The sequence below is a fragment of the Peribacillus sp. SIMBA_075 genome (assembly GCF_046534585.1).
This window is the reverse complement of the sequence record NZ_JAWRYN010000003.1, coordinates 58,461-78,425: the sequence shown is the minus strand read 5'-3', so window position 1 is coordinate 78,425 and position 19,965 is coordinate 58,461. Positions and strand designations below refer to the sequence as shown.

At 42.1% G+C, this 19,965-nt stretch carries 15 protein-coding genes and 1 pseudogene; 13 read left to right on the top strand and 3 right to left on the bottom strand.

Going from position 1 to position 19,965, the window contains the following annotated elements; all coding sequences use genetic code 11:
* Positions 1 to 225: 225 nt before the first annotated feature.
* From secA to SB775_RS03680, 9 genes and pseudogenes are all read left to right on the top strand, one after another.
* Positions 226 to 2,739 (top strand): preprotein translocase subunit SecA, encoded by a 2,514-nt coding sequence (gene secA, locus SB775_RS03720; protein ID WP_317777121.1) that lies wholly within the window; start codon positions 226 to 228, stop codon positions 2,737 to 2,739.
* 170 nt (positions 2,740 to 2,909) lie between these two features.
* Positions 2,910 to 4,008, top strand: a protein-coding gene (gene prfB, locus SB775_RS03715; protein WP_250211727.1) for a peptide chain release factor 2 whose coding sequence is annotated in 2 segments (ribosomal slippage) — positions 2,910 to 2,972 and positions 2,974 to 4,008 — 1,098 coding nt in all. Because the reading frame shifts where the segments join, the coding sequence is not laid out codon by codon here.
* 249 nt (positions 4,009 to 4,257) lie between these two features.
* A pseudogene (locus SB775_RS03710) lies at positions 4,258 to 4,472 on the top strand (YitT family protein); the annotation flags it as partial.
* 19 nt (positions 4,473 to 4,491) lie between these two features.
* Positions 4,492 to 4,830, top strand: coding sequence for a cytochrome c551 (cccB, locus tag SB775_RS03705; RefSeq protein WP_061465586.1), 339 nt, complete (start codon positions 4,492 to 4,494; stop codon positions 4,828 to 4,830).
* A 297-nt stretch (positions 4,831 to 5,127) separates the two neighbouring features.
* On the top strand, positions 5,128 to 5,814 hold the full coding sequence (ftsE, locus tag SB775_RS03700; RefSeq protein WP_089361962.1) for a cell division ATP-binding protein FtsE: 687 nt from the start codon (positions 5,128 to 5,130) through the stop codon (positions 5,812 to 5,814).
* On the top strand, positions 5,804 to 6,697 hold the full coding sequence (gene ftsX, locus SB775_RS03695) for a permease-like cell division protein FtsX (protein WP_061465585.1): 894 nt from the start codon (positions 5,804 to 5,806) through the stop codon (positions 6,695 to 6,697). The genes ftsE and ftsX overlap by 11 nt, the downstream gene beginning before the upstream one ends.
* 98 nt (positions 6,698 to 6,795) lie before the next feature.
* Entirely contained in the window at positions 6,796 to 8,181 is a 1,386-nt protein-coding gene (locus SB775_RS03690) for a murein hydrolase activator EnvC family protein (protein WP_410860560.1), read from the top strand.
* A gap of 139 nt (positions 8,182 to 8,320) precedes the next feature.
* Positions 8,321 to 9,745, top strand: a complete 1,425-nt coding sequence (locus SB775_RS03685) for a S41 family peptidase (protein ID WP_061465583.1) — start codon at positions 8,321 to 8,323, stop codon at positions 9,743 to 9,745.
* A gap of 215 nt (positions 9,746 to 9,960) precedes the next feature.
* On the top strand, positions 9,961 to 11,154 hold the full coding sequence (locus SB775_RS03680; RefSeq protein WP_289336837.1) for a PDZ domain-containing protein: 1,194 nt from the start codon (positions 9,961 to 9,963) through the stop codon (positions 11,152 to 11,154).
* Positions 11,155 to 11,250: 96 nt separating this feature from the next.
* Here SB775_RS03680 and SB775_RS03675 read toward each other — a convergent pair whose 3' ends face one another.
* Entirely contained in the window at positions 11,251 to 12,240 is a 990-nt protein-coding gene (locus SB775_RS03675; protein WP_061465581.1) for an ABC transporter substrate-binding protein, read from the bottom strand.
* 190 nt (positions 12,241 to 12,430) lie between these two features.
* Here SB775_RS03675 and SB775_RS03670 point away from each other — a divergent pair, with 190 nt between their 5' ends.
* Complete coding sequence (locus SB775_RS03670) at positions 12,431 to 13,435, top strand: FecCD family ABC transporter permease (protein WP_410860559.1); 1,005 nt, start codon at positions 12,431 to 12,433, stop codon at positions 13,433 to 13,435.
* Positions 13,432 to 14,487: a FecCD family ABC transporter permease gene (locus tag SB775_RS03665; RefSeq protein ID WP_089361957.1), complete on the top strand. Its 1,056-nt coding sequence runs from the start codon at positions 13,432 to 13,434 to the stop codon at positions 14,485 to 14,487. The genes SB775_RS03670 and SB775_RS03665 overlap by 4 nt, the downstream gene beginning before the upstream one ends.
* A 56-nt stretch (positions 14,488 to 14,543) precedes the next feature.
* Here the strand turns inward: SB775_RS03665 and SB775_RS03660 are convergent, their stop codons facing one another.
* Together SB775_RS03660 and SB775_RS03655 are read right to left on the bottom strand one after the other, a co-directional pair.
* Positions 14,544 to 15,077 carry a YceI family protein gene (locus SB775_RS03660; protein ID WP_089361956.1) on the bottom strand — a complete coding sequence of 178 codons (534 nt, stop codon included), beginning with the start codon at positions 15,075 to 15,077 and terminating at the stop codon, positions 14,544 to 14,546.
* A 188-nt stretch (positions 15,078 to 15,265) separates the two neighbouring features.
* Entirely contained in the window at positions 15,266 to 17,461 is a 2,196-nt protein-coding gene (locus SB775_RS03655) for an MMPL family transporter (RefSeq protein ID WP_410860687.1), read from the bottom strand.
* 468 nt (positions 17,462 to 17,929) lie between these two features.
* Here SB775_RS03655 and SB775_RS03650 point away from each other — a divergent pair, with 468 nt between their 5' ends.
* Entirely contained in the window at positions 17,930 to 19,513 is a 1,584-nt protein-coding gene (locus SB775_RS03650) for a catalase (protein WP_410860686.1), read from the top strand.
* 195 nt (positions 19,514 to 19,708) lie between these two features.
* The gene (locus SB775_RS03645; protein ID WP_061465576.1) at positions 19,709 to 19,939 is read left to right on the top strand and encodes a CsbA family protein; all 231 of its coding nucleotides are present in this window, start codon (positions 19,709 to 19,711) and stop codon (positions 19,937 to 19,939) included.
* The last annotated feature ends 26 nt before the right edge of the window (positions 19,940 to 19,965 follow it).

Genomic DNA, 19,965 nt, shown 5'->3' with positions numbered 1-19,965 from the left:
ATTTTTTATACTTCCTTTTATTTTAACAGTTTTACTCTTCATTTATCCATTGTTTTTCGCAAGAATTGTATTCAGGTCTATACCAGGTAAGTGACATGAAGTTGTACCTCTAGGGTAGAAGTGGTAAAATTAAGCGTGGATTGTAATAATAGAAGGTGTGTTTCTTCTTACTTATATGAATTTTGTTATTGAACGATCATTACCATAATAGAGGAGCGTTATTGAATGCTTAATATATTAAATAAAGTTTTTGATCCGAATAAGCGGGAAATAAAGCGTTTGGAAAAAATCGCTGATCAGGTCGAAGCGCTGGCTGATAAGACGGCTGCGTTATCGGATGAACAGCTGCGTGCCAAAACGGGTGAGTTTAAAGAGCGTTATCAAAACGGGGAAACAGTGGATGATCTGCTAGTTGAGGCTTTTGCGGTTGCGCGTGAAGGGGCAAAGCGTGCTCTGGGCTTATATCCTTACCGTGTTCAAATCATGGGTGGGGCATCGCTTCATGATGGAAATATCTCCGAGATGAAAACGGGGGAAGGTAAAACATTAACCTCCACCATGCCGGTTTATTTAAACGCGCTTACTGGTAAAGGTGTACATGTCGTTACTGTCAACGAATATCTGGCACACCGTGATGCCACTGAGATGGGTGTATTGTATGATTTCCTTGGCTTGACCGTCGGATTGAATTTGAACAGTCATTCTAAAGAAGAAAAACAAGAGGCGTACAATGCTGACATTACGTATAGCACGAATAATGAGCTAGGTTTTGATTACCTACGTGACAATATGGTGTTATATAAAGAACAAATGGTACAGCGCCCATTGCACTTTGCTGTCATTGATGAAGTCGATTCGATTTTGATCGATGAGGCGAGAACGCCTTTGATCATTTCCGGTTCCGCACAAAAATCGGCCCAGCTTTATATTCAAGCCAATGCGTTTGTGAGAACGTTACAAAAAGATACGGATTACACGTATGATGAAAAGACAAAAGGTGTTCAGCTGACCGAAGATGGGATGAACCGAGCTGAAAAAGCGTTTAACATCGATAATTTGTTCGATATTAGTCACGTTACTTTGAATCATCATATTAATCAGGCGTTGAAGGCGCATGTTTCCATGCATTTGGATGTGGATTATGTGGTCCAGGAAGGTGAGATTGTCATCGTTGACCAATTCACTGGCCGTTTGATGAAGGGCCGCCGTTACAGTGAAGGTCTCCACCAGGCGATTGAAGCGAAAGAAGGCCTTGAGATTCAAAATGAAAGCATGACTCTTGCGACGATTACGTTCCAGAACTATTTCAGGATGTACGAAAAACTTTCCGGTATGACTGGTACAGCCAAAACTGAAGAAGAGGAATTCCGCAATATCTATAATATGAATGTCATCGCGATCCCGACAAACAGGAATATCGTTAGGGATGACCGGGCAGATCTTATATACGCGTCAACTGATGGAAAATTCAAGGCTGTCGTGGAAGACATCGCCGAACGTTATACAAAGGGTCAGCCTGTGCTTGTCGGTACGGTTGCCATCGAAACATCTGAAGTCATTTCTGCCTATTTATCTAAAAAAGGGATCCCTCACGATGTTTTGAATGCAAAGAACCATGAACGTGAAGCGGAAATCATTGCGAATGCAGGTAATCAAGGCTCAGTCACGATCGCTACCAACATGGCAGGACGTGGTACGGATATCAAGCTTGGTGAAGGTGTCAAGGAGCTTGGTGGACTTGCTGTCATCGGTACGGAGCGCCATGAGAGCAGGCGTATAGATAACCAGTTGCGTGGTCGTTCCGGCCGTCAAGGAGACCCAGGGGTCACTCAATTCTATTTATCAATGGAAGATGAATTGATGCGCCGCTTCGGTTCGGATAACATGAAAAGCATGATGGCACGTCTTGGTATGGATGATTCCCAGCCAATTCAAAGTAAAATGGTGACCAGGGCCGTTGAATCCGCACAGAAACGGGTCGAAGGCAATAACTTCGATTCACGTAAGCAGTTACTGCAATATGATGATGTTCTCCGTCAACAACGGGAAATTATTTATAAGCAGCGTTTCGATGTAATGGAAAGTGAGAACCTACGTGAAATCGTCGAAAAGATGATTACTGCATCCATCCAGCGCAATGTTGCCGCATTTGCACCAATGGGCGATGAGGAAGGCTGGAATTTACAAGGTCTAGTCGATTACCTGAATGGTAACCTATTCAATGAAGGCTCAATCACTGTAAATGATTTAGATGGAAAAGATGAATTGGAATTGGTTGAATTCATTTTAGCAAAAGTGAAAGAAGGCTATGACCAAAAAGAAGAAGAGCTATCCGAAGAACAAATGCGTGAGTTCGAAAAAGTAATCGTTCTTCGTGCAGTCGATAGTAAGTGGATGGACCATATTGATGCAATGGAGCAATTGCGCCAAGGGATCCACCTTCGTGCTTATGGCCAGATCGATCCGTTACGTGAATATCAATCTGAAGGTTTCGCAATGTTTGAAGCCATGATTGCTTCTATGGAAGATGAAGTCGCTAAATATATCATGAAGGCTGAAATCCGCAACAATTTAGAGCGGAAGGAAGTCATAAAAGGACAAGCGGTCAACCCGAAGGAAGAAGACGGGGGAAAAGTGAAAAAGGCCCCTGCCCGTAAAAAGGAAGACGTTGGCCGGAATGCGTTATGTCCATGCGGCAGCGGTAAAAAATATAAGAATTGCCATGGTAATTTAGGCTAAAGTTAGGTGTATAATGATTATGAGACGGTAAAGTTTAACGCTTGCCGCCTCTTTTCATGTTTAGTTTGCATAAAGCAATATATTTGCATATAGTTTGAAGAGGTTAATTTGTAATGAAGCGAATCCCTCTACAGGGATTTTTTTTAACATACTTAATGAGGTGAAGAGAAATGGAATTGGCAGAAATTAGAAATGAACTCGAACGGACAGCGCAACGATTAACGGACTTTAGGGGGTCTCTTTGACTTAGATGAAAAAGAGGCACGAATCGCACAGCTTGAAAATGAGATGACACATCCTGATTTTTGGAATGATCAGCAAAAAGCACAGACTGTCATCAATGAAACGAATGCTTTGAAAGAACAAGTGAATCAATTGTCCGACCTTAATGAATCATATGAAAATCTGGATTTGACATATGAACTAGTGAAAGAAGAGAATGATGAAGAACTTTTGGCTGAGCTGGAAGAAGAAATCACGATTCTTTCACAAAAGATGAATGACTTTGAACTTCAACTTTTACTAAGTGAAGAATATGATTCGAAAAATGCCATTCTTGAACTTCATCCAGGTGCAGGCGGAACGGAGTCCCAGGATTGGGGTTCCATGCTACTTCGTATGTATACAAGATGGGGTGAAAAAAGAGGCTTTAAAGTGGAAACCCTTGATTACCTTCCAGGTGATGAAGCTGGAATCAAAAGTGTCACTTTAATTTTCAAAGGCCATAACGCCTATGGCTATTTGAAAGCGGAAAAGGGCGTGCACCGTCTAGTCCGTATTTCTCCTTTCGATTCATCGGGACGGCGCCATACTTCATTCGTTTCGTGTGAAGTTATGCCGGAATTCGATGAGACGATCAATATAGAAATACGCACGGAAGATTTGAAAGTCGACACGTACCGGGCAAGTGGTGCAGGTGGTCAGCATATCAATACAACTGACTCGGCAGTCCGGATCACCCATTTACCTACAAATACTGTGGTAACGTGCCAAAACGAGAGATCGCAAATCAAAAACAAGGCCCAAGCCATGAATATGCTGAAAGCCAAATTGTATCAACGTGAAATCGAACAGCAACAAGCGGATTTGGATGAAATCCGGGGTGAGCAAAAGGAAATTGGCTGGGGAAGCCAAATTCGTTCTTATGTTTTCCACCCGTATTCCATGGTTAAAGATCACCGTACTAGTGCGGAGACCGGAAACTTGGGAGCTGTCATGGATGGGGACATTGATATGTTCATTGATGCGTACTTACGTTCAAAATTATAAGATATTAAGTCGGACCTTTTCGCGGTCCGGCTTTTTTATGGTTTCTTATGAATGAAAGATCCTTGAATGACCTATTAAACACGTCCTCTGGCTGACATTAACAGGATATGAAAAGGGATGTTCTGCTTCGTTCGGACAATACTATATATAGAGGAAAAGAAACCGGGAGGCGAAGCATCCTTTAATGCAAAAGTTAATGGAGTATTGATGGGTGATTGTTGGTTCGGCCATAATTGCCATGACCGGGGTGGTGTTACAGGGATATCGGGATATAGCGGCTATACGGATGATACTCGTCCTATATATTGATGTGCGTAATAGACCAGTCGGAATTCACTAAATTGAAACAAATGGTGAAACAAGTTGACCCTAAAGCGTTTGTAATTGTAATCGACGCATCGGAGGAACTTGGGGAGGGTTTTAAACTGGAATGGAATTGGTATAATGTTCTTGTACTGGTATAAATCAGAGGGGGTAAATTCAATGAAAATGAAATGGTTAGCCTTAGTTCTGGGTACTTCTTTGGCCTTGGCAGCATGCGGTGGAAATGATGATGCTGGAGATAAAGAGCCTGCTAAAAATAGCGAAACGACAACGGCAGGTGCTGGTGATGCCGCGAAAATTTACGAAAACAAATGTTCAAGCTGCCATGCAGTGAATCTCGAAGGCGGTGTGGGACCGAATTTAACGAAGGTCGGCTCGAGGCTATCAAAAGCGGACATCGAAAAGGTCATTGCGAATGGCCAAGGTGCAATGCCAAAAGCTATAATCCAAGGCAAGGAAGCGAGTATGGTCGCGGAATGGCTTGCCGACCATAAGTAATGATCAATGAAACGTTCTGCTTAGCAGGACGTTTCATTTCGTATAGTCTCCTTTAAAATCCTCGAATAACCACATTTAATCCCTTATCAAGCAATCAAATCCTAGGAATATTACATAGATGTTGATATATGTCTAACTGAAATGAAACTGTAATATTTTTTATGCTTAATTTGACAAAATTTGATGTTATAATGTTTCTGTGCTCAAGTAAGAGAGATTCCTGTCAGATTTCAGTGAAAATTGTCGAAAAAGCTGTAGATACATAGTGATAATACAAGCAAATTAGGTGGTTTTAGAATGATAGAAATGATAGATGTGAAAAAGACATATCCAAATGGCGTAATTGCCATTAATGGTATCAATGTGAAAATAAAGCCAGGCGAGTTCGTTTATGTAGTAGGTCCCAGTGGTGCCGGAAAATCGACCTTCATCAAAATGATGTATAGGGAAGAAAAGCCGACAAGCGGTAATATCTTGGTCAATGGCATTAGCCTGCCAAGTATCCGCAATTCGAAAGTTCCTCTATTCCGCCGTAATATCGGTATGGTATTCCAAGATTTTAAACTCCTTCAAACATTCACTGCATATGAAAATGTAGCATTTGCCATGGAAGTTATCGAAAAGGAACCAGAAGAAATCAAAAAGAGAGTCATGGAAGTTCTTGATCTGGTTGGCATTAAACATAAAGCAAGGATGCTGCCTTCCGAGTTATCTGGTGGGGAACAGCAAAGGGTTGCGATAGCCCGTTCGATCGTCAATGATCCTAAGGTAGTCATAGCCGACGAGCCTACAGGGAATCTTGATCCTGAAACATCGTGGGAAATCATGAACATATTTGAAGAAATTAATAAACGCGGAACTACTCTTGTCATGGCCACACATAATAGGGACATCGTCAACAATATCAAACGACGTGTCATTGCCATTGAAAGTGGAAAAATAGTTCGCGATGAACATCGAGGTGATTACGGATATGAAATTTAGAACATTGCTCCGTCACTTCCGTGAAAGTTTTAAAAATATTGGCCGTAATGGATGGATGACGTTTGCTTCAGTCAGTGCAGTAACGGTCACACTAACATTGGTTGGCGTCTTTTTAGTGCTCATGATGAATTTAAATCATATCGCGGGAAATGTGGAGAAAGATGTCGAAGTTCGTGCACATATTGATAATGCGGCGAATGATGACGATATAAAAGATATTGGTAGGAAGATTACGAAGATGAAGGGCATTGAATCAGTCATCTTCTCTCCAAAAGATGAAGAGCTTACGAATTTAATAGATGATTTAGGCGATAATGGTGATGCATTTAAACCATTTGAACAGGACAACCCATTAAGGGACGTTTATATCATCAAGACGAAATCTCCGCAAGATGTCATCAAGGTGGCAAAGGAAATCGAAGGTCTTGATTATATCCAAAGTGTTAAATATGGACAAGGCTACGTCGAGAAACTATTCAAATTCGTGAATATCGCGAGAAACATAGGGATCGTTCTTATTGTAGGATTACTATTTACTGCAATGTTCCTGATTTCGAATACGATTAAAATTACCATTGTAGCTAGAAGAAAAGAAATTGAGATCATGAGATTAGTGGGAGCAACGAATACATTCATCCGTTGGCCATTCTTCTTGGAAGGACTATGGTTGGGAATCCTCGGTTCCATCATTCCAATCGGTCTGATTGCTGCACTCTACTACAATATTTATAAATATGCTGCACCACAGATTACGTTCAAATTCATAGATTTCCTGCCTGCAAACCCATTTATTTATCAAGTTTCGGCCATCCTCATTGTAATTGGCGCCGTTATCGGGATATGGGGCAGCTTGATGTCCGTTAGGAAGTTCTTGAAAGTATAAAAAAGCATCTTTACACTCGAATATTAAAAGAAGCCAGATACAGATAGAGAGACGTTACAAGGCACTGGATGTAACGGGATTGAAAGGGGAAATGAAACGTGAAAAAAAATATCATTGCCATGAATGCCTCCATCATGATTGGGTTGGGAAGCATTTTAGCGGCACCTTCGGTTCATGCTGAGTCGATTTCGGATCTGCAAAAACAGAAAGAATCCATTCAGGAAAAACGTTCGGGCGTTGAATCGAATATTTCAGACACGATGAAGAAAATCGATAACCTGCAGGATAAGCAAATGACAGCAGAAGAACAAATCGAGGCCATTGAAGCGAAAATTGCAGAGTCCTCAAAAAAAATCGATGCTAAAAATGCTGAAATTACAGAAACGAAAAAAGAAATAGAGGCATTGAAAGAAGAGATTAAAGTATTAAAAGAGCGGATCGCAAAACGTAATGAAGTATTGAAGGAAAGGGCACTTTCTTTCCAGGAGACTGGTGGGGACGTGAACTATCTTGAAGTATTATTCGGATCATCCAGTTTTGGGGATTTAGTTGACCGTGTCGGAGCTGTAGCGACAATTGCTGAAGCCGACAGGGATATTTTAAAACAGCATGAGCTGGATAAAAAGGATCTGGAAGAAAAGCAAAATGCCGTTGAAACGAAGCTTGCCAGTTTACAAGTGGCAAAAGCTGAACTATTGGAAATTCAAATGCAACAAAAGCAGCAGAAGCAAGAAAAGGATGCATTGGTTAAGAAATTAAGGCAACAAACTAAAGAACATGAAGATGTGAAGATGGGCTTAGAGGAAGAAAAAGAGAATCTTGCTGCTCAAGAAAAGGCTATCAAGTCAGCCATCAACTTAGAGCATCAACGTCTTGCCGAATTGGAAGCAGCTCGTAAAAAAGCGGCAGCCGAAGCGCAAAAACGTGCAGAGCAAGAAGCGGCTCAAGCGGCAGCACAAGCAGCATCTCGAGCATCCGAATCTAAAAAACAATCTACTTCTTCAGAATCCAGTGCAAAAAGCAACAGTTCATCACCATCACCTTCACTCTCTTCGTCTAATGTAAGTCAAGTGCCAGCTGTATCGTCGGGTACTTTCACTAGACCAAGTGCAGGATATGTATCATCAAGAATGGGCGAACGCTGGAATAAACAGCATGCCGGCATCGATATTGCTGCTAGCGGAACGGTTCCAGTTGTAGCAGCTGCAGACGGAGTGGTTAGCCGTTCTTACTTATCAAGTACATACGGTAACGTCGTCTTTGTTACCCATTCAATCGGCGGTCAGCAATGGACTACTGTGTATGCACATTTAAGATCTAGACAAGTAAGCGAAGGTTCTGTTGTTGCCAAAGGCCAACAAATTGGCATCATGGGTAGCACAGGACATTCAACCGGTCAGCATTTACACTTTGAGTTACATAAAGGGCCATGGAATTATAGCAAGTCAAATGCTGTTAATCCTTTAAACTATATAAATATTTAATACCCAATATATCATCGGAAAAACAGATTAGGATAAATTCCTAATCTGTTTTTTTGTGGTGTATCATTTTCTTCAAGCATATTCACTCCAATCCCCACATATAGTGAAATACATATCAGGGTCAGAAATGGGGATAAATATGGTCAAAAAATGGGTACTTCCTCTAGCAATCATCATGTCACTAGCCATTGGAGCAGTGGGGGGCATATATTGGACAAGCTTCCCGGATAAGAATGAAGCAAAGGAAGAAAGTCAAACAATACCGAAGGATAAGGAATGGGCAAAAGTGGAACAAGCTTACGGTTTGATCGTAAGCCAGTATGTAGAACAGGTGGACGGTTCTAATCTGGTGGAAGGTGCCATCCAAGGGATGCTGTCAGCGTTGAAAGATCCTTATTCCGTATATATGGACAAGGAGACCGCTAAGCAATTCAATGAAACCTTGGACTCCTCTTTTGAAGGGATAGGGACTGAAATTGGCATGGAAGATGGTAAGGTCATAATTGTATCTCCTTACAAAGACTCGCCTGCCGAAAAAGCTGGATTAAAGCCGAAAGATCAAATCCTTAAGGTGAATGGTGTAAGTGTAGAAAGTTTAGATCTATATGAAACACGCCTGAAAATCCGTGGCGAAAAAGGGTCACCCGTAAAAATGGAAATAAAGCGGGCAGGGGTTGCCAATCCACTTGAATTCAATATGGTTCGTGCTGAAATTCCATTGGATACCGTATTTTCATCAATTAAGGAAGTCGCCGGAGAACAAATAGGTTACATCGAGTTGACTACATTTTCGGAGAATACTGCCACTGATTTCAAAAAACAGATGAAGGAGCTGGAAAAGAAGGGAATCGAAGGCTTGGTCATAGATGTACGAGGCAATCCAGGTGGCCTTCTTTCTAGTGTGGAAACGATTCTTGGCGAGTTCATCACAAAGGAAAAGCCCTATTTGCAAATTGCAGAAAGAACGGGAGAAACCCAATCGTTTTTTACAAGCCTTAAGAAAGCGAAAGATTATCCCATTGCCGTTTTGACGGATAAAGGCAGCGCATCAGCCTCGGAAATCCTGGCTGGCGCCATGCAGGAGGCGGGAGGCTATCCATTGGTCGGCGAGAAGACCTTCGGGAAAGGCACAGTACAGCAAGCTGTACCGATGGGTGATGGCAGTAAGATTAAACTTACATTATATAAGTGGCTGACGCCTTCAGGCAACTGGATCCATAAAAAGGGGATCAAACCGACAATCAAAGTAAAACAGCCAGATTACTTTAATGCCCATCAGCTGGCCGTTGAGAAGGTCCTGCAGCGGGATATGAACGATGAACAAATCCAGTATGCACAAAGCATTCTGAAAGGAATTGGATTTGAACCGGGTCGTGAGGATGGTTATTTTGATTGGGGTACGGAAGTCGCTGTAAAAGCATTCCAAAAACAGTTTGGACTGAAAGTGACTGGCAAGCTGGACGCTAAAACCGCGGCACATCTTGAATCCGCCATACTGGAAAAGATCCAGGATGAAGATAATGATATTCAATTACGCACGGCTTTGAATTATTTAGTGAAATAATGCGAAGGCACCGCAGCTTAAGAAGCGGTGCTTTTTTTGCGCTTGATCAAGCTTCCGTCTGGAAACATGAAGGCAGTGTAGGGGAAACAAAAGATAAAGCTACTTTTTCTGCATCTTAATAGGCAGGGAGGTTACATTTTTGATAGAATAGGAGGTATATGACCAGAACGAAATTCAACAAAATTTTGATTACTTTTGAGGATGGTGGATAGAAATTGACAACGGATTGGCTGATAGCATGCTTAATGGGATTAGGAAAACTCTTCCTTCATCCTTTGCTTTATGTTTCGATTGCATATTGTTTATTCATCGGCTATCTTCGCGTTAAACGGGAACGCCATGATTTTAATACGAAGATCTACAGTATTTCCATGGAGCTGCGTTCCATGTTACCTCAAGGGTTGATATGGGGATTAATCCTTTCTGTCCTCACGTTGGCTTTGGGACTCACCATTCCCTTGGCGGCGCTGTTCATCATGGCAGGGGTTACGATCTTGTCTATGTTATCCATGAAAAGGAGGTTCGTTTCCCCCGTTTATACAGTGGGACTCACTTTCTTTATCCTTTTCTTTTTATATGATAGAGATATCAAGCTGACGGTATTTCAGGATGCATTTAATCAGCTGGATCAGTCCGTATATCCGACACTTGTTATTTTGATAGGGTTATTGCTGATTGCTGAAGGGTTTTTGATTGTAGGCAATGGAAGTAAAAGGGTATCCCCACAGTTGGAGGTATCCAAGAGGGGGCAGCCGATAGGTGTGTATGTTTCACAGCGAATCTGGCTAATTCCAATGTTCGTTATGATTCCAGGAGGACAGCTTCCAGCGCCTTTCGAATGGTATCCGGTTTTTTCAATCGGGGACATAAATCTGTCGCCAATCGTGCTTCCCATTTTAATCGGCTTCAAGCAAAAAGTTCATGGGACGCTCCCGGAACAGGCCATTAGGGCGCAAGGCAAAAAGATAGGAGCATTGGGATTTGTGATTACGCTATTAGCGGCAGTTGGTTACTGGTACCCGCCATTGGCAATCATTACGGCCATTTTAGCAATCCTGGGTCGAGAATTCCTGCATTATTCCCAAAAGGCAATGGATGAAAAGCTCCCTTTTTATTTTTCAAAAAGTAAGCTTGGTGTCCAGATCTTAGGCATAATCCCTCAATCTCCGGCAGATAAGATGGGGTTGCTTAAAGGGGAGGTCATTTCGAAAATAAATGGTGTCGTCGTCAGGGAAGAAGAAGAGTTATACAGGGCGCTACAAATAAACCGGGCGCATTGCAAGCTTGAGGTCATCGATAATAATGAACAGATTCGTTTTGTGCAAAGAGCCCTATTTGACGGGGAGCATTACGAATTGGGCATCTTGTTCGTTGACGATCAATTAAAGGAAAGTGGACAAGCGGGGTAAGTCATTTAAGCGAAGCGCATGAATGTAAAGTAAAACGGCCTTTCTCGAATCTTATATCGAGAAAGGCCGTTTTCAGTAGGATCGCGATCCGTATTTTTACTTTTTAAGCATGATTTTTTCTATATCGTCCAGCATTTTATTAGCTGCTATTACTCCGCCGGCCGTATTCCATGTTGCGTCACTAACCTCATAAGCATTTCCTTTTTTGACTGCATCAAGGTTTTTCCAAAGTGGATCATTAGTCCACTCTTTTGCAGAGCTTAGTGCTTGTTTGTCGCCTTCAGGAGCGTAGGTGAAGTAAAAGAGAATATCTCCATCCATTTTAGGGATGGCTTCTTTCCCAACCTCGATGGCAAGGTTGCCTAATTTATTATTTGGAGTGAACAGCTCCTTCTGTTGTTCTGGACGTTTAAATCCTAATTGATCGAAAATCACTCCAGAGAATGAATCTGTATAATAAATACGAGTTGTTCCAGCCATGAAACGAACAATGGAAACTTTTTGATTTACCTTATCACCCAATTTAGCTTTAAGATCTTCTGTGCGTTTATCGAATTTAGCAATTACGTCGTTTCCTTTTTCTTCAAGGTTCAAGGCTTTCGCATATAGTTTAAAGTTTTCTTTCCAATCTCCTCTTAGCGTTTCAGAAAAAACGGTAGGGGCGATTGCATTTAACTTATCATAAACAGCTTCTTGGCGTATCTTGCTTCCGATAATCAAATCAGGCTTCAGTGATGCGATTTTCTCTAAGTTAACTTCATGTTCAACACCAACAACTTCGACCCCATCCATATCATCTTTAATATGGTCGTACCAAGGGTCACCAAGCCATGATTTAACGGCACCAACAGGTTTGATTCCTAAAGCAAGTAATGCTTCAGTGCCTTCATTTGTTAGAACGACCACTCTTTTAGGCGTTTTTTTCAATTCGGTAGTGCCCATGGCATGCTCTATTGTGTAGCTTGTGTCTTTTTTCTTGTCTTCAGCTTTATTTCCTTCGGCTTGATCCTTCGAATTCCCGCAAGCTGCTAAAAGGAAGACTGCAAATATTGTAAAAATCGTTAAAAGTGACTTTAATCTAAACATCTATGTATCCCTCCCAATTTTAAAGCAAATGATAATCATTCGCACTTACCAGCATCATCATAAAATGAATATACTTTTCTGTCAATATATAATTGAAAATGATTCTCAAAATCATTGACATAATCCTGTTAACGCCAGTACAATTGAATAAAATAAGGATTTACAAACGTGATTGGAAAGGTAACTGGTTATGTTATTAAAAAATTCATGGCAGAAATGGATGGGGCTATTCATTACCATTCTTTTGTTGCTTTTTTTACTATGCTCAAGCATTGTATACGGATATACAAATACAACATGGCAAATGGCCATTGATGCTTTTACCCATTTCAATGGGACGAATGAACACATTGTCATTCAATCAGTCAGACTTCCACGGGCCCTGATCGCATCGGCAATTGGTGCAAGTTTAGCCATCTCGGGGGTTTTGATGCAAACGCTGACTAAAAATCCCCTCGCATCTCCAGATATATTCGGGGTCAACGCAGGCGCGGGATTGGCGGTTGTCACTGGGGTCACCGTTTTTGGGATAAGCAATCTTCAAGTATTCACTTGGTTGTCTTTTATAGGGGCAGCAATAGCCGCGATAAGCATATATATGATAGGAAGCATGGGGCGGGGCGGCTTGACACCGATGAAGCTGACATTGGCCGGTGCAGCCATGACTGCCATGGTATCTTCACTGACACAAGGTCTTCTCGTTTCCAACGAGGCCCTTTTAGAGCAAGTCCTATTCTGGCTTGCTGGATCAGTTTCCGGAAGAAGTTTAGACAATTTAATAGCCGTCCTCCCTTATCTTACTGTTGGCTGGGGCATTGCCTTGGTCGTCTCCGGTAAAATGAATGTGTTATCCATGGGTGAAGATGTTGCAAAAGGTCTTGGACTGAATATAATTTTCCTTAAAATTGTTCTGGGACTGGCAATCATTCTGCTCGCTGGAGGATCAGTGGCGGTTGCAGGCCCGATTGGTTTTATAGGAATTGTCGTTCCGCATCTTACCCGTTCAATAGTAGGCATTGATCATCGCTGGTTGATTCCGTTCTCTGGACTTTTCGGAGCGGTGCTTTTGATCACAGCAGATATCATATCCAGGTATATCCTGATGCCTCGAGAAGTTCCGGTTGGAGTCATGACAGCCATAATCGGAACCCCATTCTTTATTTATATAGCTAGAAAGGGGTTCAGCGGTCGATGAAATCGTTTAAGAGCTTTCGTTTTTTTAATGAAAAAATATCATTCTTAATGGATAAAAAAGCCATGATCGTGATCTTTATATTATTTTTGGTCACTTCATTAGTATTTGTGATCAGTACTGGAGTGGGTGAAATGAATATACATCCTTTGAGTGTCCTCCAGGTCTTTATCGGAGGGGGAACTGAGGGCGATCGGCTTATCATCCAATCTTTCCGGCTGCCTAGAATAATCGTTGCTCTCTTGGTAGGGATGGGTCTTGCTGTAGCTGGAGGAATCCTGCAAGGGATGATTCGAAATCCACTTGCCTCCCCTGACATCTTGGGGATAACAGGAGGAGCGACTGTAGCGGTCGTTGGCTTCATGGCCATTTTTAGCGACAAGAATCATTCGTTAACGGTGAGCATCAATTGGCTGCCGTTAGCTGCATTCATTGGGGCGACAGTCGTAGCTTTACTTGTTTATTCCTTAGCCTGGAAAAATGGGGTTCCCCCGATAAGGCTTGTGTTGATCGGGATTGGGGTGATGGCTTTAATGAAGGCACTCACAACAATGATGATGATTCTTGGCCCAGTCTTTCTAGCGAGCCAGGCAAACCTTTGGATCACGGGATCAGTGTCAAACTCCAGCTGGAGTAATATTGCTGTGCTTGCTCCGTGGACGATTCTATTCCTTTTACTTGCCTTTCTGTATGCTAGAAATATTAATTTACAGGAGCTAGGCGATGACCTTGCAACGGGGCTTGGGGGGCATGTCCAAAAACAGCGATTTACATTATTGATGATCAGTACAGCATTGATTGGTGGTTCTACAGCTTTTGCTGGAGGAATAGGCTTTGTGGGATTAATGGCACCCCACATGGCTAGAAGGCTGGTTGGTTCGAGTTTTGGAGTGTTATTGCCGACTTCAGCTTTGCTAGGTGGCATCCTGGTTATGGTGGCGGATTTGGTTGGACGGACCTTATTCTCACCTTTGGAAATACCGGCTGGTGTCTTTACAGCGAGCATCGGGGCTCCATACTTCATTTATTTACTGTATAAAACGAGGAATTCGTAAATCCGGTAAATGTAGAAAGAAGCAGTCATTCTAGCGATGGCTGCTTCTTTATTTCATTAAGCTTCTTTAGCTGCTTCGATTTCGATGGTTAGAGTGATTTGATCCCCGATTAGTACGCCGCCTGTTTCTAATGCTGCATTATAGGTTAAACCATAATCACTGCGTTTAATTTTCCCTTTTCCGCTAAAGCCTGCTTTTTCATTACCCCATGGATCTTTTCCTTGGCCTTCGAAGGTGATGGCGAAAGTTTCTTCTTGTGTGATTCCGTTAAGGGTTACATTACCTGTTACATCGTATTCATCATCATCCGTGTTTACTATTTTTGTTGATTTGAATGATAATGTAGGATTTTTTTCTACATCAAAAAAGTCAGCAGAACGCAAGTGATTATCCCGATCTGCATTGCGTGTGTCAATACTGGCCACATCAACGGTAAACTCGATATCCGCAGTTGTTAGATCCGATGGATTTGCTGAAATGATTGCCTCGAATTTGCTAAAACTTCCTTTTACTTTAGCGATCATCATATGTTTTACAGAAAATTCAATAGAACTGTGAGTCGGGTCGACTGTCCATTTTGTATTGGTCATGGTTATTCCTCCTGAATATTAATCTTGAATTTATATATCTTTAATTTGAGATACTTGAACTTAATGTAATTATAAGAGGTGAAAGTAATAGTGTCAACTGAAAGTTTTCCTTTATTTAGAAAACGTGTAAAAACCCTGTGCATTTAAGGGGCACAGGGCCTTTTAAGAAGAGGTGTGATTACCTTTCTTTATAAATTGTCATGTTGTTTCACTTGTTGATTAGTCACTTTACTCGGCCAAAAGGCACGTCGGCCAAGTAGGGCGGTTATCGCAGGAACCAGGAAAGGGCGTACGATGAATGTGTCCATTAACACACCCAGGGCGGTAATGAGCCCGAATTGAACCAATACTTGAATGGGAAGTGTGGCAAGAACGGAAAAAGTGGCTGCCAAGATTATTCCGGCGGAAGTGATCACACCGCTAGTTTCTGTAACGCCTTCTCTTATGGACTGCTTGATTGGCATCGTTTTTTTCTTGCGCCAAATGCTTGAAACCATGAAAATGTTATAGTCTTCTCCAAGTGCAACCAGGAATACGAATGAATAAAGTGGAATTGTCCCCTCTATGGCATCCACACCCATGAAATAGTGCAAGATTATCCAGCCTAAGCCCATAGCCGCAAAGAATGAGAGTATGACTGTTCCCATTAAATACACCATGGCTGTCATAGATCGCAAGTAGGCTAAAAGGAGCAAGGAAATCAGGACGATGATAATCGGGATGATCATGAATTCATCGGCTTTTACGGTATCCCTTTTATCAAATTGTGTCGCAGTTTGCCCGCCAACCCAAACTTTTTCATCAACTGAAGAGACATTGGCCGCCTTCAATTCTTTCTCCGCCATGTTGCGGATTTCTGGAATTGAATCAATGGCCTCGATATCATATGGGTTTATGTTGAATGTGACATCATAGGATTGCAGATTTTTATTTGATTTACTTGTAACTGGATCAGCAACACTTTGAACGATGCTCATCCCTTTTAATGCATCCGACAAATCGATATCCTTACCATCCGTATCGACAACCACTGTCGCTGGTGCCAGTTCGCCTGGTGAGTAAGAGTTGGATATGACAGTATAGCCTTCCCGGGAGTTCATATCTTTAGGGAAAGAAGAGAGAATATCATATGAATATTTTATTTGCGAAGAATATCCAGCTAAAACACTGAAGATGATCAGGCATGTAAGAATGACGGTCCATGGTTTGGTTGTGACGATATGACCAATCCAATTACCGATTCGGCCTGATCCTTTAAATTTTTTGACGGCTTTTCCCTTTTTCTTAGCACGTGCTTCTTCCATTTCTGGTGTGCGAGGAACGATTGGGAAGAAGGAAGCCCTACCGAATACAGAAAGCAATGCCGGTACAAGTGTTAAAGCCGCTACCATCATGATTAAAATGGACAAGCTGAATGGTACAGCAAAACGGTGATAGGCTCCGTATTTGGCTACAAGCAATGTTAGTAGGGAAATGACGATCGTAAGGCCGCTCATCGCAATCGCGCCTGATGAATCTTTGAATGCCGCGATCATGGCATCCCGTTTACTTTCATGAGTCCTTAATTCACTTCTGTAGTGAGCGATTAAAAATAGACAATAATCCGTTCCGGCACCGAATAATAATACGGTCATGATTGAAATGGCCTGTGAATCGACTGTAATCCAACCATGGTCTGCCATATATCCAAGGATCGGACTTGTGACAAGATAGGCGAAGCCTACTCCGATTAGCGGAATGATGGCTAAAAGCGGGGAACGGTAAATGAGTAATAAGACAACAAGTACAAGTATTACAGTCGCTAAAAGCAATTGGAAATCAGCACCTGAAAATAATCCCGTTGCATCGACGGATATCCCTACAGGGCCAGTCACTCGAAGGGATATTTCATCTGAATCCGTCGGGACCTTGAATGGGTCCGACCCAATGCGTTCCGATACTATTTCATTAATGGTTCCAAGATTTTTTTCCAGAATGGCAGTCCCGGTCTTTTCCTTAAAGAAAAGCGGCTGTACGAAAGTCGTTCCATCCTCTGAAACTGATTCTTGCAGAGCAGGCAATGGGATGTCATGAAGCGGTGGTAAAAAAGATTGCTGTGTAAGTGGGTTATCTGTAAGTTCTTTGGAGATGTACTGGATTTCGGCCAAGTCGGCTGCTGTCAGTCCGCCTTCCCGATGCCATGTCAGCAGGGCTGGTAATCCTGAAGAATTCGGAAACTCTTCGTTAATAAGTTCATCAGCCACGACAGAAGCAGAGTCTGCAGGCAAGTCAGCGGCATTATTCGCTGTTCGATCATTTACTGCAGGCAATGTGAAGGTTAATAGAATTGCTGTAATTATCCATACAGCAATGACAATCCAACGACTGGTTTTTCCAGTCATCATCCTGCCAAGTCTTCCTAATATTGATTCGTCCAATGAAGGCACCCCGCTTTTTGTTTTTTATCCTTACTTCATTATATTTGGGTTTTGCTAGCTTATACAAAAATGGGTATGCTCCCTTCATGTTTCTAAAGCTTCAATCCATCATGAATCCCGTTTGCAGCGTATCTTGATAGTTACTGGGTGCTAACAGTTTTTCTTCCGTAGGATTGGGAATGAATCCTGATCCAACTAAAATGGCAGTTGTTTATTAGCTCTAATATCCTGCAAATTACGCGTTTTTGTACCTCGATTCCTTATATGTTTTTTCGATTTTATGAAGCGGCGTTATTAATGGAGTGAAAATATACTTATTCACATATAGGAGAAAAGCGATTATTTATCTGATTTCTATTAAATTTGAAGATTGAAGAGTGAAATAAAGGGAATAGGGGAAAGTATAGTGTGTTGGCTTTTATTAACAAAGGAGGGATTTTTTTGTCTGATAAATCCAAAAAAACCAATGATGAAGCGCAAGAAACATTAACGAACAGGCAAGGGCACCCCGTAACGAATAACCAGAGTCTTAGAACTGTAGGGAACAGAGGTCCAAGTACACTTGAGAACTACGATTTCCTGGAAAAGATCAGCCACTTCGATAGGGAGAGGATTCCTGAACGTGTCGTGCATGCCCGTGGTGCAGGTGCACATGGTTATTTTGTTCCGACTGGTAAAGCAGGAGAAGAGCCGATTTCAAAATATACGAGAGCGAAGGTTTTTCAGGAAAAAGGTAAAAAAACACCGGTATTCGTGAGATTTTCATCTGTTATTCATGGAGGGACGTCACCGGAAACGCTACGTGATCCCAGGGGGTTTGCCGTAAAATTTTATACGGAAGATGGGAACTGGGATCTTGTAGGGAATAATCTGAAGATATTCTTTATCCGAGATGCCATGAAATTCCCTGATCTGATCCATGCATTCAAACCGGATCCGGTTACGAATATCCAGGACGGAAGAAGGATTTTCGATTTTTGCTCCAGCTCCCCAGAAACATTTCATATGATTACGTTTGTTTTTTCCCCTTGGGGCATTCCTGCCAATTACCGCATGATGCAAGGGTCAGGGGTCAATACTTATAAATGGGTGAATGAGGAGGGCAAAGCCGTACTTGTCAAGTATCACTGGGAACCGAAACAAGGGATCAAGAACCTGACCCAGAAAGAGGCTAATGAAATACAAGCTACGAATTTCAATCATGCCACACAGGATTTATATGAAGCGATCGAACGTGGGGACTACCCGGAATGGGATCTAAACGTACAGATCATGAGTGATGACGATCATCCTGAATTGGATTTTGACCCGCTGGACGATACAAAGATCTGGCCGAAAGATGAATTCCCATGGCTACATGTCGGTACGATGGTATTGGATAAGAATCCGGAAGACTATTTCACTGAAGTGGAACAGGCTGCATTCGGCACGGGTGTCCTAGTGGATGGATTGGACTTCTCGGATGACAAGATGTTACAGGGACGTACTTTTTCTTATTCCGATACACAGCGTCACCGTGTTGGCGCGAATTACCTGCAATTGCCGATTAATGCTCCAAAGAAACGGACAGCCACGAATCAGACTGGCGGACAGATGCAATATGAAGTTGGCAGGGGGAACCAAAGCCCCCACATCAACTACGAACCATCAACAGTTGGCGGTTTGAAAGAAGCTGAACAGACGGGCAAGGAGTATACACCTATGGTAGAAGGGAAACTTGTCCGTGAGACAATCGATCGCCAAAGCAATACGAAGCAGGCCGGTGAAACATTCCGTGAATTCGAAGATTGGGAAAAAGATGATTTAATCTCCAATTTAGTGTCGGCATTGGCTCCTGCCGACAAGCGCATTCAGGTAAAAATGATTGCCCTCGCTGAAGAGGCTGATGAAGAGTATGGCCGCAGATTGAAAGAGGGATTAGCCTCGGCTTCTAAACATACGGAATCTTCAAAACCTCTGGGTGGTACGGATAATCCGGAGGCCGCAGTTAGAAAAGGACATGAAGCCGATCCATATTGATTGGTCTGAAAAGAAGCAAACATCCCTTTAAAAGGGGTTTGCCTCTTTTTTTTATGGGCATAATTGATGGATGGGTGGGTGGAACGATCTTCTAAGGATGCTTTTGAAAAACTAGTGGGAAATTAATTGGCAAAAAACTTCATAATCATTTAAACTGAAACTACTCTATTTTTCTCTTATAAAGGAGATGAAAAAATGATTAAAATTCTTTCTGCCCTTTTCTTTCCTTGTCTACTTGTCATGCTATTTTCAAGAGTCACCTATAACAATGTCGTGGGCCTTGTTTTAACTGTTGCCTTGATTACAGCTTCTGCATATAAAGGTTATACGCATACAAACTTATTGATCATCGTTGATGCCTTATCCCTTACAGTGGGATTTTGGTTATCAAAAAGAATGATGAAACGAACATCCAAGAGCGCCTGACATCAAAGGTGCTTTTTTTTTCTAAA